7 protein-coding genes and 1 pseudogene are annotated in these 14790 nt (G+C 43.4%); 6 read left to right on the top strand and 2 right to left on the bottom strand.

Going from position 1 to position 14790, the window contains the following annotated elements:
- Window positions 1–17 precede the first annotated feature (17 nt).
- Window positions 18–1529: a DUF4301 family protein gene (locus tag PBT90_RS06915; RefSeq protein ID WP_264809652.1), complete on the top strand. Its 1512-nt coding sequence runs from the start codon at window positions 18–20 to the stop codon at window positions 1527–1529.
- Window positions 1530–1656: 127 nt separating this feature from the next.
- Here the strand turns inward: PBT90_RS06915 and PBT90_RS20485 are convergent.
- Window positions 1657–1779: pseudogene (locus PBT90_RS20485) on the bottom strand (class I SAM-dependent RNA methyltransferase); the annotation flags it as partial.
- Between the two features lie 145 nt (window positions 1780–1924).
- Window positions 1925–3085 carry a THUMP domain-containing class I SAM-dependent RNA methyltransferase gene (locus tag PBT90_RS06905; protein ID WP_264809651.1) on the bottom strand — a complete coding sequence of 387 codons (1161 nt, stop codon included), beginning with the start codon at window positions 3083–3085 and terminating at the stop codon, window positions 1925–1927.
- 169 nt (window positions 3086–3254) lie between these two features.
- On the opposite strand from PBT90_RS06905, the gene PBT90_RS06900 reads away from it, so the two are divergent.
- The 5 genes from PBT90_RS06900 to PBT90_RS06880 all read left to right on the top strand — a co-directional run bounded on the left by PBT90_RS06900 (window position 3255) and on the right by PBT90_RS06880 (window position 14789).
- Window positions 3255–4637: a 3-keto-disaccharide hydrolase gene (locus PBT90_RS06900; RefSeq protein WP_270132330.1), complete on the top strand. Its 1383-nt coding sequence runs from the start codon at window positions 3255–3257 to the stop codon at window positions 4635–4637.
- A 5-nt stretch (window positions 4638–4642) separates the two neighbouring features.
- Window positions 4643–5989, top strand: a complete 1347-nt coding sequence (locus tag PBT90_RS06895) for a Gfo/Idh/MocA family protein (RefSeq protein ID WP_264809649.1) — start codon at window positions 4643–4645, stop codon at window positions 5987–5989.
- A 375-nt stretch (window positions 5990–6364) separates the two neighbouring features.
- A complete protein-coding gene (locus tag PBT90_RS06890; protein WP_270132327.1) occupies window positions 6365–9382 on the top strand; it encodes a SusC/RagA family TonB-linked outer membrane protein in 3018 nt (1005 codons plus the stop codon).
- Window positions 9383–9388: 6 nt separating this feature from the next.
- Window positions 9389–11059, top strand: coding sequence for a RagB/SusD family nutrient uptake outer membrane protein (locus PBT90_RS06885; RefSeq protein ID WP_264809647.1), 1671 nt, complete (start codon window positions 9389–9391; stop codon window positions 11057–11059).
- A gap of 658 nt (window positions 11060–11717) precedes the next feature.
- Entirely contained in the window at window positions 11718–14789 is a 3072-nt protein-coding gene (locus tag PBT90_RS06880) for a SusC/RagA family TonB-linked outer membrane protein (RefSeq protein WP_264809646.1), read from the top strand.
- The last annotated feature ends 1 nt before the right edge of the window (window position 14790 follow it).

Here is a 14790-nt window from a genome sequence, read left to right as displayed (position 1 = left end):
TTTACAACCCAAAAACCATGGACGCAGCCTTAAAAACAAAGATTTTGTCTCAGGGAATGAACCCTGACACTGTAGCACAACAAATACAACATTTCGAGAATGGCTTTCCATTTCTAAACATTACCGCCCCTGCCACACCTGGAAATGGAATAAAAGTTTTGAGCGATAAGGAGTTAAGACATTACTTAATGACCTATCCGGAAAAAGCCTCTAAAGTAGAAGTCTTAAAGTTCGTTCCTGCTTCTGGAGCCGCTTCCAGAATGTTTAAAGATTTATTTGCCTTCTTAGATGGTGACGGAGACCTCTCCAAATCAGCTTTTGTGCAAAAGTTCATGAACAATATCGAGAACTTCGCCTTTTACGATGATCTGAATGAGGTGCTGGAAGCTGAAGGGAGCAGCATCAACTTGAAACTTGACACCAAGGATTACAAAGGTATTTTAGCAGCCTTGCTTTTGGATGAAGGCTTGGGGTATGGCAACTTACCGAAAGGCTTACTAAAATTTCATAGCTATACGGATCAGCGTAGAACTCCCGCCTATGAGCATTTGATTGAAGGCATTCAATATGCCAAAGGCAAAGGGAACACAGTGAAAATCCACTTCACCGTTTCTCCAGAACATGAGTCCAAATTCAAAGTTGAAATAGACGCCATCCTTCCCGCTCTTGAAAAAGAACATGGATGTACTTTCCAGATATCATATTCCCAACAAAAGAAGTCCACCGATACCATTGCGGTAAATATGGACAACACACCCTTTACCGAAGATGACGACAGCATACTTTTCAGACCTGCCGGTCATGGAGCTTTGCTAGAAAACCTGAATGATATCTCGGCAGATCTTATTTTCATCAAAAACATAGACAATGTAGTGCCGGACCGTTTGAAGCCCACTACGGTAGATTACAAAATGGCCATTGGCGGATTGCTGCTGGAAGCTCAGGAAAAAGTTTTTGAGGCACTACGCAGATTAGAAAGCCAACAAGATGAAGAATGTGTAAGTTTCGCAGCGAATGTTTTCACGAATGAATTGGGCGGCAAACTACCGGAAGGCTTTTCTTCCTTGTCTGAGGAGGCCAAATCGGCATTTCTCAAAATGAAACTGAACCGACCAATTCGTGTCTGTGGTATGGTAAAAAATACAGGAGAACCTGGAGGCGGACCTTTCTGGGTGATGGAAGATGATGGTTTCCAGTCGCTACAAATATTAGAAACTGCCCAGATCGATTTAAATGACCCATCCTCCAAAGACCACTTCAATAAAGCGACCCACTTCAATCCTGTGGATTTGGTCTGCGGTACCCGGGACTACAAGGGTGAATCCTTTGATTTATTGGAATTCAGGGATATGATGACAGGATTTATCACCGAGAAATCTAAAAGTGGTAAAAACCTGAAAGCCTTGGAATTACCTGGTCTTTGGAATGGCGCAATGGCCGGTTGGAACACCATCTTCGTGGAAGTGCCTCTGATTACCTTCAATCCAGTGAAGACAGTGAATGATTTGCTGAGAGAGGAACACCAGTAAGGTAAAGTGTTTCCCGCTGATTTTCGCTGATTAATTCGCAGATTTACGCTGATTCACAATTCATAGATCTGCGCTAATCTGCGTTTCTTTTCTGCGAATAGCAGCGGGAAAACTACCTCCGAAATTCCTAATCTTTTTTCCCCGCATACAAATCGTACTTGAGTAAGCGACAGTCAATCGTGCCGTTCCAAAACTCGATTCTACGGCTTGCTTTTAGACCAATCTTTTTAGCCAACTCCATATTGGCTGAGAGAGGATCATCAATAACGTAAAGTGTTTCCCGCTGATTTTCGCTGATTAAATTCGCAGATTTACGCTGATTCACAATTCATAGATCTGCGCTAATCTGCGTTTCTTTTCTGCGAATAGCAGCGGGAAAACTACCTCCGAAATTCCTAATCTTTTTTCCCCGCATACAAATCGTACTTGAGTAAGCGACAGTCAATCGTGCCGTTCCAAAACTCGATTCTACGGCTTGCTTTTAGACCAATCTTTTTAGCCAATTCCATATTTCCCGTGAAAATATAGCCACGGTACCCGGCGCATTCCTGCTTCATGAAATCCCCCATTCTCCTGTAGGTTTCTTCCAGCTCAGCATTCTCCCCTAGCCTTTCCCCATATTCAGGATTGAACATGATTACGCCTCTAGGTCTTTCTGGAATGGGAGTTTCTGCAAAATCACACACCTCAAATTCAATCATGTGATCCACACCTGCCGTGATGGCATTTTCCTGAGCAAAGGAGATTGCCTGAAGCGAAATATCTGAGGCAATGATTTTTAACTCAGGGATTTCTTCAATTTTATTTTCAAGCTTTTTCTTTTTGGCCAAAAATGCCTGCTCATCATATCCTAAAATATGCTGAAATGAATAGTGATCCCTAAACAGCCCGGGATATCGTTTGGTCGCCATCAAAGCTGCTTCTATAGCCAGAGTTCCTGATCCACACATAGGATTGATAAAGGGCACACGGGTATTCCACTCAGTAGCATAAATGGTGGATGCCGCCAAAGCTTCCATCATAGGCGCCTTGCCCGGTATCTTTCTATACCCATGCTTGGCTAAAGTCTCGCCGGAGGTATTGATGTAAACGGAGCATTGGGTTCCCTTCCAAAAAACCTGAAACACCAATCCATCAAAGTCTGACCCAGAGTCAGGCCTTCTCCCCTTCAGTTCACGAAACCTGTCCACAATGGCATCCTTAGCCTTCACATTCACAATAAGCGGGGTAGTAACACTCTCATTATCAGCAACAGAACTCACTGAAAAATACCCATCCACATCCAAGTAATCCTCCCAAGGAATAGCCTTGAATCTTCTGTAGATATCGTTGGCATGGCGCAGGTAGAAAGATTTAATTTCATATAGAACCTGAGAGGCAGTTCGCAAGTGCAGGTTAAGATCCATGCACTCCTCCATACTGGCCGAGATTTCTAAGCCTGTTCTGCTGACAGATTCAGGCACAAAACCAAGTTCACGAACTTCCTTTTCTAGGTAAGAAACGGAGCGATCCTTACAGGTGATAAAAACTTTTCCTTTGAGATTAAAATCAAGCATGCGCAAAAGTAAGAAAGATCAGGGATACTTACCCGCTCTTCCTCCATGCATGGCCACTCATCAGTATTGAATAAGATTACTTGCAAACGATTGCGTAAATTAGAAGAATACTCTTTGGTGCAATGCACCTAAATCTTGAATTTTATAGCAAATAACTATACCTCAAATCATGAAAAACACCCGAAACCTTTTCGCGGTTTTAATCTCTTCACTAGTCCTTTTTAGTTGCTCAGCTGAAAAGAAAGCAGAAGATGGTTGGACAAATTTATTCAACGGAAAAGACCTCACTGGCTGGAAGCCGGTAGCAGGAACTGCCACCTTTGAAGTAGTAGATGGTGCCATTGTAGGCGCTGCGGTAGCAGGTTCTCCAAATACCTTTTTGATCACCGAAGAAACCTATGGAGATTATATTCTTGAGTTGGATTTGAAAATCGAACACGAATCCAGCAACTCAGGAGTGATGACCAGAGGACAGTATGACCCTGCGGCCAGGGATGGCAAAGGCTTGGTATATGGATACCAAATCGAAGCAGATCCATCAGAAAGAGCTTGGTCCGGCGGACTGTACGATGAGGCAAGAAGAGGCTGGCTGTACCCACTAGACCTCAATCCTGATGCTAAATCTGCCTTTAAAATGGGAGAATTCAACCATTACAGAATTGAAGCCATAGGGAATGAAATCAAAACCTGGGTCAATGGCCAAGAAGTAGCCTATGTGGTAGATGATATGGACCAGGAGGGTTTTATAGGCCTGCAGGTACATTCCATCAGAAACCCTGAAGATGCAGGAAGAAAAACTACATTTAAAAATGTAAAAATCCAGACGGAGAACCTGCAGCCAAAGCCTTTTAACAAAGATGTGTTTGTAGTAAATAACACTTTGAATTCATTGACGGAGTATGAGAAAGCCAATGGGTGGAAACTGCTCTTCAACGGTCAGAATTCTGAAGGCTGGAGAGGCGCCAGAATGGAAACCTTCCCGGAGTCCGGCTGGACCATCAATGATGGAATCCTGACCATAGAAGCTTCTGACGGAGGAGAATCTACCAACGCTGGCGATATTGTTACCACAGATCTTTATGCGGCATTTGATTTGGCTTTTGAGTTTAAGCTTACTGAAGGAGCCAATTCAGGAGTCAAATACTTTGTGACTTTGTCCGAAGGCAATGTAGGCTCTGCCATTGGTCTGGAATACCAGCTTTTGGACGATGAAAAACACCCTGATGCCAAAATGGGCAGAGAAGGCAACAGAACGCTAGCATCACTTTACGACCTGATCAAAGCCGACAAGCAGGGAAGGTTTATCAAGCCAATCGGAGAATGGAATAAAGGCAGAGTAGTAGTAACTCCGGATAATAAGGTGGCGCATTACCTCAACGGAGTGAAAGTAGTAGAATATGAAAGAGGGTCCCAGGAATATAGAGACTTGGTAGCGATCAGTAAATATGCCAAGTGGGACAATTTCGGGGAAGCAGAAGAAGGTCATATTTTACTTCAGGATCACGGCAATAAAGTGAGCTTCAAGAATATTAAAATCAAGAGCTTAAAATAAAAACCATGAAGAACAACAGAAGAGACTTTATCAAAAAATCAGCGGCAGCATCTTTAGGCCTTTCGGCTCTAGGTACTGCGGCTTTTTCTGCCAAGTCTTACGGTAGAATAATCGGAGCAAATGAGCGCTTGAATGTAGCCATAGCAGGATTGGGAAGAAGACTGGGAGCCTACTATCAACCTATAGGATTGAAATCCAGCAATGTGAACCTCCTGTACCTTTGCGATGCCATGGAGTCTCAGATGCCAAAGGCAGCCAAAAACTTTGCGAAGCATATAGATTACGCCCCCAAACTAGAGCAAAATGTCATGAAAGTGATGGATGATCCAGAGGTGGACACCATGATTATAGCCACGCCGGATCATTGGCATGCGCCAGGTACTTGGATGGCACTGGAGCGTGGTAAACACGTGTACGTTGAAAAACCCTGTTCTCATAATCCCCATGAGGGAGAGTTGCTGATTGCCTTGCAAAAAAAATACGGCAAGGTGGTGCAAATGGGTAACCAACAGCGGTCAGCACCTGAAAGCCGTGAAATTATCGAAGCCATACATAATGGGGTAATCGGCAAAGCCTTTATGGCCAAGGCATTTTATAGCAATAGACGTGGTGCTGTGCCACTTCAAAAAGCAGCACCTGCTCCGGAAGGATTGGACTGGGAGCTTTTCCAAGGACCGGCCCCAAGGCGGGATTACACCTCAGAAACCTGGGACTACAACTGGCACTGGTATGGGTGGGATTACGGCACGGCTGAAACCGGAAACAATGCCACGCACGAACTGGATGTAGCTCGCTGGGCACTGCAAGTAGACTATCCAAGCCAAGTTGAGGTGATTGCTGACAAAAGACATTTTCAGGATGACGGATGGGAAATGTATGACACCATGGACGCCAGTTTCATATTCGAAAATGGATCTGTCATCCAATGGGATGGAAAAAGCAGAAATAGCTACAGTACTTACGGTTCGGATCGCGGAACTATCATTTATGGTACAGAAGGCTCAGTATATGTAGACCGAGGTGGATACAAACTATTTGATCGATCAGGAAAAGAAACCAAAAGAAATCTTTCCGGTGGAAATGAAGCAGGAACAGCCCTGGGCGGTGGTGGAGATATGAGCACCATTCATATTGTAAACTTCTTTAACTCCATCAGAGGGTTGGAAAAGCAAAACTCCAATATTGAAGAGGGAGCGGTAAGTACCCTGCTTTGCCATCTGGCCAATATCAGCTATAGAACCGGGGAAAATCTTACCTGTGATCCAAAAAATGGACACATTAAAAATTCTAAAAAAGCTGCTGCCCTATGGACTCGATCCTATGAAAAAGGCTGGGAGCCACCAAAGATTTAATTTTTTTCCGAAGAGGAAGGAAATTTCAGAACAAATATTTGCACAATCAGCGGTACATGAATTTTGTATCGCTGATTTTTTTATGCCTTTAAAAATGAAATAAAAGGCTCCAATAATGAATCACAGCACATCCAAATCGTATAAAATAAGCTAACAAAATAGAGTTAATTAATTTTTTTAACTAACTAAAAATCAGAAATTACCTATTTGCGCAATCGATTGCGTAATTCGATCTACTCCAGCCTTGGCACCAAATCAAAATAGGATTATCTTGATAGCTAGTATCAAATTTTTTACTAGAGGTCAAATCACTTGCACTATCGGTAAAAAATAAGGTGCTAAAAAATAAATCAATAACAATAAACCCATCGTACTATGTTAACAAAAATTTACACGCGATTTACCGCGTTGCTGTTACTGTGCTTTATTACCTCGGTCAGCTGGGCCCAGGATGCACAGGTCAGCGGCACGGTCTATGACGAGACTGGCACTCCCCTTCCCGGAGCCACAGTTTTACTCAAAGGTACCACCACTGGTGCTACTACTGATCTAGATGGCCAATACTCCATCGCTGTTCCTTCGGGAGGAGTCTTGGTTTTTTCATTTATCGGCTATACTCCACAGGAAATAGAAGTGGGGAATCAATCCAAAATAGATATTAATCTACTCCCCGATCTTGCTGACTTAGAAGAAGTGGTGGTTGTAGGATATGGTACAGCCAAAAAGAGCCAGCTGACCGGGGCAATCTCCTCAGTCGGGTCCAAGGAAATCGCCGAACTGCCTATCACAGATGCCAGACAGGCATTACAGGGTAGAGCTGCCGGGGTGGATGTGACCCAGCCAGGTTCCAAACCAGGATCTGCTCCTCAGGTGAGAATCCGAGGAAGAAGATCTTTCAATGCATCAAACGAGCCCCTGTACGTAGTGGATGGTATTCCTATTGTAGGCGGATTGAACGATATCAACCCGCAGGATATCACCTCCATGGAAGTACTGAAGGATGCGTCTGCCACAGCGATTTATGGATCTAGAGGGTCCAACGGTGTAGTATTGGTGACCACCAAGAGAGGTACAAAAGGGAAAACCACAGTTTCCTTCGATGGATACTACGGAATCAACAAATCATTGGGTAGAATCGATGTGTTCAATGGACCTGAATTTGCCGAATACAAAAGAGAATCCAGAAGAACTTCAGGGGAATACCCAGCAGGGCCGGCCACGCCAGAAGCTGATGCAGCCCTTTTTGAGCCGGTGGAGCTAGAGAGTTTAGAACTAGGCAGAAGCACCGACTACCCTTCTGCCCTGACCCGAAACGGAGCTATTCAAAGTTATCAGGTAGGCGTAAGCGGCGGTAGCGACAAGACCACCTTCTTTGTTTCTACTAATTACTTTAAGGACAAAGGTGTGATCATCAATCAGGATTACACGCGCTATACTTTCCGTGCAAACATCGACCATGCTATCAATGACAAGATCAAATTTGGTACTTCCACTTTGGTTTCTTATTCAGAAAGAAATGGTGAAAACTTCAACCCCATGGGAGGAGCCTTGGCTGAAAACCCATTGGGCAAGCCCTTTGACGAAGAAGGCAACCTAATCTTCCTGCCTACTTCGGATGGTTTAAGAACTAATCCATTTGCTGAAATAGTACCCGGTGCCCAGGAAGATCTGACTAAAAATTACCGTATTTTCAACAGTATTTTTGCCAGCTGGGAAATCACCAATGGACTAACCTACAGAGTGGTATTCGGGCCGGATTTCACCATCAGCCGAAACGGGAGATTTACAGGATCGCAGACCAATGCCCGTAGAGGTGGAGATGCCACAGGAAGCATTTTCGAAGAATTCCGCTTCAATTACACATTGGAAAACATCCTGACTTATAACAAGACTTTTAATGAAAAGCATAATTTGAATCTAACTGCATTGCAGTCGGTTCAAGAGGACAATTTGGAGCAAAGCTCTATCAGTGTTTTGGGGATTCCGGCAGAAAGCCAATTGTTTCATAGACTAGGTGATGCTTCTCAAATCACCGGTGCCAATACCAATTTGGTACAGTGGAGCCTGATGTCCTTTATGGGTAGATTAAACTATGATTTTGATGGCAAGTACCTGTTCACGGCGACATTGAGAGCAGATGGAAGTTCTAGATTTGGTGAAAACAACCGCTTTGCCTACTTCCCTTCTGTAGCTTTAGGCTGGAATATTGCCAAGGAAGATTTTCTGGCAAATTCCAATTCTATTGATCAATTGAAGTTGAGAGTTTCTTACGGGTCTATCGGTAACCAAGCGATCAATCCATACCAGACGCAGGCATTGCTCGGAAGGACTTCCTATGCTTATGACAACTCCCCTGCTTTTGGCTACAGACCCAATACGATTGGCAATCCTGATTTGAGATGGGAAACGTCGACCACATTCAATTTAGGTTTGGATTTCGCGATTTGGAAAAGCAGAGTATTCGGTTCATTGGAATATTACATCACCAATACCAGCGACCTGCTAGCTCCTCAGCCATTGCCTAATTCCATTGGATTTGGTGGTTATACCACAAACATTGGTGAAACCCAAAACAGAGGAGTGGAACTTACCCTATCTACACTCAATATTGAGAAGGGTGATTTTGTCTGGTCCACTGATTTTGTATTCACTAAAAACACGGAGGAAATCATAGACCTTCCAAATGGAGATGACATTTCTGCTGGCAGGTTCATCGGACAGCCCTTGACTGTTTTCTATGATTTGAAGAAAATAGGAATCTGGCAACTGGATGAGCTAGATGAAGCTACTGCTTATGGCAGTGTACCCGGTGAAATCAAAATCGAAGATCTAAACCAGGATGGAGTGATCAACTCCGAAGACCGACAGTTCCTGGGCTCCGCTGTTCCTGACTTTGCGATGGGAATCACCAACAGATTCAATTTCAAAGGATTTGACCTTTCATTCTTCCTATATGGTAGATTCGGCTACATGATTAGGTCACAGTTCCATACTGGAAACAACAGCTTGGCTGGCCGATACAATAACCTGGACATCAACTATTGGACACCGGACAATCCTACCAATGATTATCCTAGACCAAACGTAAACCAGGAGAGTGCCAAGTATGCCAGTTCTATGGAATACTTTGATGGGACTTTCATCAAGGTCAGAAACATCAACTTCGGTTACAATTTCACACCAGAAGCGGCAGAGCGAATCGGTATGACCGGGCTGAGAATTTACACCAGTATCCAGCAGCCGTTCATTTTTGCCAACTATAGATCTGAGCATAAGGGTATAGATCCAGAAGTATATCTAGACGGTGAGCAAGGTGTGGGAGCCGGTGCAGTAAACGCAAACGTCTCTCCTGCTGTCACTTCTTTCACATTTGGTATCAATGCAAAATTCTAATCAGCAATGAAAAATTTAGCAAATAAAATCACAAGCTGGGGTAAGAAAACCGGCATTATATTAAGTATTATAGGAACAGTATCCTGTAGCGGCTTTTTGGATGAGGATGTTACTTCACAGATTGGCAGTGACTACCTGAATTCCCCAAAAGGCCTCAATGATGGCCTCAACGCTGCCTACAGCACCATGCGTGCCTGGTATGGCACAGAGCGGGGCAACAACTTCACCATCTTTGGTACAGATATCTACACCAATGGGGCTGATGGTTCATGGAAATTTATGAACACCTATACCAATCAGTTTGATTCTCAAAACGGCCATGTACGGGAGCTTTGGGATGAGTTTTACCGAGGGATCAACACCTGTAATGCTGTAATCGACAGATCTGCGGAAGTTACCGGAATCAGCCAGGAAGCAGTCGCAAAGATCGTAGCTGAGGCTAAATTTATCAGAGCTCACCATTACTTTATCATGGTGCAGCTTTTTGGCCCGCTGGATTTGCAGCTGAGTGAGACCATACTACCTACCAAGGAAGTGAGCAGAGCTTCTGTGGAGACAGTTTATGCGGCCATCATTGCCGATCTAGAGTCTGCTATTCCTAGTCTGGAAGCCAGCGCAGCAGCTTCAGATTATGGTAGAGCTACCCGGGCTGCCGCTGAGCACTTATTAGGCAGGGTTTACCTAACCAAAGCCACCTCAGAGGCAGCTTCCTCTTCGGACTATGCTGATGCAGAGCGAAACCTACAGAGTGTCATTGATAACTATGGTTTAGAATTGCTACCTGATTTTGGTGACGTGCATGCCTTTGGCAATGAAATCAATAATGAGGTAATCTGGTCAACCCAATACACCCGGGACCCATTGACCAACGGCGGAGGAAACAATTCCCATGTGTTCTTCTTGATGGAGTACGATGTACAGCCAGGCATGCAGAGAGATACAGAAAACGGAAGGCCTTTCAAAAGATATAGACCTACCGATTATACACTGAACACCATCTTTGCGGATCGTACAAATGACTCCAGGTACAAAAAATCCTATCGGGATGCTTTCCTTTCCAATAAGCCGGGTACTTATAATACCACTTTTGACAAGTCCAAGGAGACGGTAACTTTCGCACAGGGAGATACTACCATGTGGCTGCCTGGCTACAATATGTCCGAAGCTGAAAGAGCACAGTATCCGTATCAGGTGCTGACACCGGAACTTTATACAGAGCGTTTGTTTCCGGCCCTGCGAAAGCAAATGGATCCAGGAAGAGCTGACCGTACCCAGTTTGAAGGAGGTAGAGACTATATCGCGATGCGACTTGCAGACACTTACCTGATGCTTGCCGAAGCACAATTGATGCAGGGAAAAGTAGCTGAGGCTACCGATAACATCAATGTGGTGAGGAGAAGAGCCGCCTTCCCTGGCAAAGAAGCTGAAATGGAGATATCCGAATCAGAAATGACCTTTGAATTCCTGACCGAAGAGCGTGCAAGAGAGCTGATAGGTGAGCAAACCCGATGGTTGGATTTGAAGCGCTGGGGTATATTGGTAGAACGGGTAAAAATGTACAATCCGCAGGGAGCTCCTAATATCAAGGACTTCCATGTTTTGAGACCTATTCCACAGAATCAAATCGACCGGGCAGAAGGAACGTCCAGCGGATTCCCTCAAAACCCCGGCTATTAAAAAATAGTAAGTTGGGTAATGCTAAAAGCTGCTCTCCATTTGGAGGCAGCTTTTTTATTTTGCTTGATACGTAAATCCGCTTTCTTACCAGTAGCGAGAGAAATTATGGCTAAGGTTTCTTTCTACGTGCTGTGGGCAGTGGGCTGTCGTCGGTGAACGGTTATCTGCTACTATACAGCCACATTCTTTAACTACTGGCATCATTGTGGATAATCATATTGCTTAAAATAGTAATGAAGCAAATACTATCTTTTTATTATTATATGTTTTAGACAGAAATAAAACACAGTAAATTAATTTAAATAGCTTTTTTTCCAGAAGTTTAATCCAAATAAATATACCTTCATTTTTACACATTGAAATACTAAAATTGAATTTTATACAGCAACCATATCTTAACAATAGCCTACTCTAAAACTACATACAAGACACTACAGGACACTTATTTGAAGAGAAATTATAACCATTTTTCAACTTAAATCATAAGAGAATTTTAAACACAAAACCGCCCTTAGACTTCACGAAATCGATTGCGTTAAAATCTGGGCAAACAATTAGGCCATTTGTATCATATTCTTTTAACTTGAAATGTTAATATATCATAAATGAAATTATTAACACATTAGTCAATTTAACAATAACTATTACCCCCCTACTTATGCGGTACAAACTTTACAAAAGCCTCTGGTTGATTGTATTCTATTTGTGCATCGGGGTCAGTACGACCTATGCCCAAAATGTACAAATCAGCGGAACAGTTTTAGATGAAACCGACATGCCTTTACCAGGCGTCACGGTTTTGCTAAAAGGAACGACAACAGGAACCACCACTGACCTGGACGGAAAATACTCCATCAGTGCTCCAACCGACGGAGTCTTGGTTTTCTCTTTTATCGGGTATGATCCCGTAGAGAAATTAATCGGTAACCAAACCGTAATTGATCTCAAAATGAACCCTAACACTTCTGACCTAGAAGAGGTAGTTGTGATTGGTTATGGTTCGGCAAAGAAAAGAGATGTAACAGGAGCAGTTTCATCTGTAAATCCAAACAAGCTAGAAAATGAAAACCCCAATTCAGTACAGGATATCCTGAGAGGTAACGCTGCCGGTCTGAATGTGGGACTGAGCACTTCTGCCAAAGGTGGTGGATCGCTACAAGTGAGAGGTCAAACCTCCCTGAATGCGGGTAACTCCCCACTATTGGTACTGGATGGAGCCATTTATTATGGAGAACTAGCTGACATCAACCCAAATGATATAGATAACCTAGAGGTACTTAAGGATGCCAGTGCAGCTGCAGTATTTGGAGCAAAAGCAGCTAACGGCGTAATCCTAATCACTACCAAAAAAGGAACTATTGGCAAGCCTACTATCAAGTTCAACGCGAATGCCGGCCTGGCTACCATGGCTACATTTCCTGAGGTATATAGCCCAGATGGATTCGTTAGCTGGAGAGAGGATGTCTTCAAAAGTATCAATGCCGGTGGGTACGATCCGTATGAATTCTCTGACCCGAGAACTCTTCCTAGCGAAATTTCTCTAGAGGAATGGATGGCATACGATGGGTCTTCGGGAGATCCTATTACGGTTTGGCTTCAGCGATTGAACATGCAGCCTGCTGAGATTGAAAATTACCAAAATGGAAATTCAGTAGACTGGTACGATAAAATCTTCCAGACTGGTTTCCGTCAGGATTACACCGTGAGTTTATCCGGAAGAAATGAAAATTTCAACTACTACTGGTCAGTTGGATATTTGAACAATGAGGGCATCATTATAGGTGATGAATTTGAAACCATCAGAACCAGATTAAACCTGGAAGGAAAAGTGAATGATTGGTTATCTGTAGGTACCAATATTCAGTTTGCGCATCAGGATGAAAGCCAGGTTACAGTTGATTGGAATCTTCTAAGAACACTATCTCCTTGGGGTTCTGAATATAATGAAGATGACACTTACAAATGGAGACCAAATGACGAGCAAAGTGGTGGCACCCACCCTTTCTACGACAGAAGCCATATCGATCGAGTAGATAGAGATCTAAATATCAATGCTACCCTTTATGCAAACATCAAGTTGCCATTTGGATTCAACTTCCGAACTAACTTTACGCCAAGGTTTACTTACTACGAATATTTCAATCATCAATCTGCAGAACATGCAGAATGGGGTCAAAGAGGAGGAATTGCTAGCAGAAGACAAAACAAAACTTACTACTGGCAATTAGATAACATTCTTACCTGGCAAAAAACTTTTGCTGAAAAGCACGACTTCAATGCGACTTTCCTAGTGAATGCGGAGAAATTCCAGTCTTGGGATAACACCATGACCAACAATGGCTTTGAACCTCATGACCGCTTGGGATATCATAACATAGGTGGTGGTATCAACCCCATCATCTCCAGCAATGACGAGTACAGTACTGGTGACGCTCTGATGGGTAGAATGATTTACTCCTATGATGGCAAATATTCCACTACCGTATCCGTAAGAAGAGATGGCTACTCTGCGTTTGGCCAAAGTAACCCGAGAGCACTATTCTATTCTGCAGCTGTGGGATGGGTATTCTCAGATGAGAATTTTGTCAATATAGACTGGCTAGACTTCGGTAAGCTTAGACTTTCTTGGGGTAGCAATGGTAACCGTGATATCGGTAGATATGTAGCGCTTTCTGATTTGAATACCGGGAAATACTTCTACGAGAGACCTAGTGGAGAACTGTATTTGGTTAATCAGCTATATGTAAACAGAATGCAGAATTCCAACCTTCAATGGGAAAGAACAGAATCCTTCAACTTTGGACTTGATTTCTCTGTACTGAAAACCCGACTGACTGGTACACTAGAGATGTACAAAATGTCCACTAGGGACTTGCTAGTAGAGCGAAGCTTACCGGATTTCCTGGGATTCAATTTTGTATGGGATAACCTAGGCCAGGTGGACAACAAAGGTTTTGAGCTTACGCTAAACTCCACCAACTATGAAAGAAACAATTTCATCTGGAGATCTACAGCCAACTTCCAATTGAATAGAAATGAAATAGTAAGTCTTTACGGGGACTTGGATGAGAACGGCGAAGAATTAGATGACCCGAGTAACGGATGGTTCATCGGACGCGCAATTGATCAAATCTGGAACTACAAAACCTTAGGAATCTGGCAATCAGATGAAGCAGATGCTGCTGCAGATTACGGTGTAAAACCAGGTGATTTCAAAATTGAAGATGTAGATGGCGATGGTCTTTTCACCAATGCTGACCGTCAGTTTCAAGGTTTTACCGAGCCTAGATTCCGTTGGAGTTTGAGAAATGAGTTTGTTTTGTTCAAAAACTTTGACGTATCATTCATGATCTACTCCTACTGGGGTCATGACGGAACCTTCAATCAAAGAAAGAACAGAGATGGTTTCCTAGACAGAACCAGCTCATACATTACTCCTTACTGGACTGAAGAAAATCCTAGCAATGAGTGGGCTAGGCTAAACTCCAGTGAAGGTGGAGCCGGTGGATTCAATGTGTATCGTAAGAGATCCTTCATCCGACTGGAAAACATCTCCATGGGATACAATTTCCCTAAGCAGCTGACTGAAAAGGCAAATATCACAAATCTACGTGTGTACGGTAATATCAGAAACGTAGGGCATTATGCTCCACAGTGGGACTTCTGGGATCCAGAAAACTCCGGACCAATCCCAAGATATTTCACACTAGGAATCGATGTTACACTGTAAG

Source organism: Algoriphagus sp. TR-M9 (assembly GCF_027594545.1).
Lineage (GTDB): Bacteria > Bacteroidota > Bacteroidia > Cytophagales > Cyclobacteriaceae > Algoriphagus > Algoriphagus halophytocola.
This window is presented reverse-complemented; position numbering and strand designations above follow the sequence as displayed.

Coding starts and splice junctions, on each gene's coding strand:
- PBT90_RS06915 (WP_264809652.1), top strand. CDS start 18: ATGGACGCAGCCTTAAAAACAAAGATTTTGTCTCAGGGAATGAACCCT.
- PBT90_RS06905 (WP_264809651.1), bottom strand. CDS start 3,085: ATGCTTGATTTTAATCTCAAAGGAAAAGTTTTTATCACCTGTAAGGAT.
- PBT90_RS06900 (WP_270132330.1), top strand. CDS start 3,255: ATGAAAAACACCCGAAACCTTTTCGCGGTTTTAATCTCTTCACTAGTC.
- PBT90_RS06895 (WP_264809649.1), top strand. CDS start 4,643: ATGAAGAACAACAGAAGAGACTTTATCAAAAAATCAGCGGCAGCATCT.
- PBT90_RS06890 (WP_270132327.1), top strand. CDS start 6,365: ATGTTAACAAAAATTTACACGCGATTTACCGCGTTGCTGTTACTGTGC.
- PBT90_RS06885 (WP_264809647.1), top strand. CDS start 9,389: ATGAAAAATTTAGCAAATAAAATCACAAGCTGGGGTAAGAAAACCGGC.
- PBT90_RS06880 (WP_264809646.1), top strand. CDS start 11,718: ATGCGGTACAAACTTTACAAAAGCCTCTGGTTGATTGTATTCTATTTG.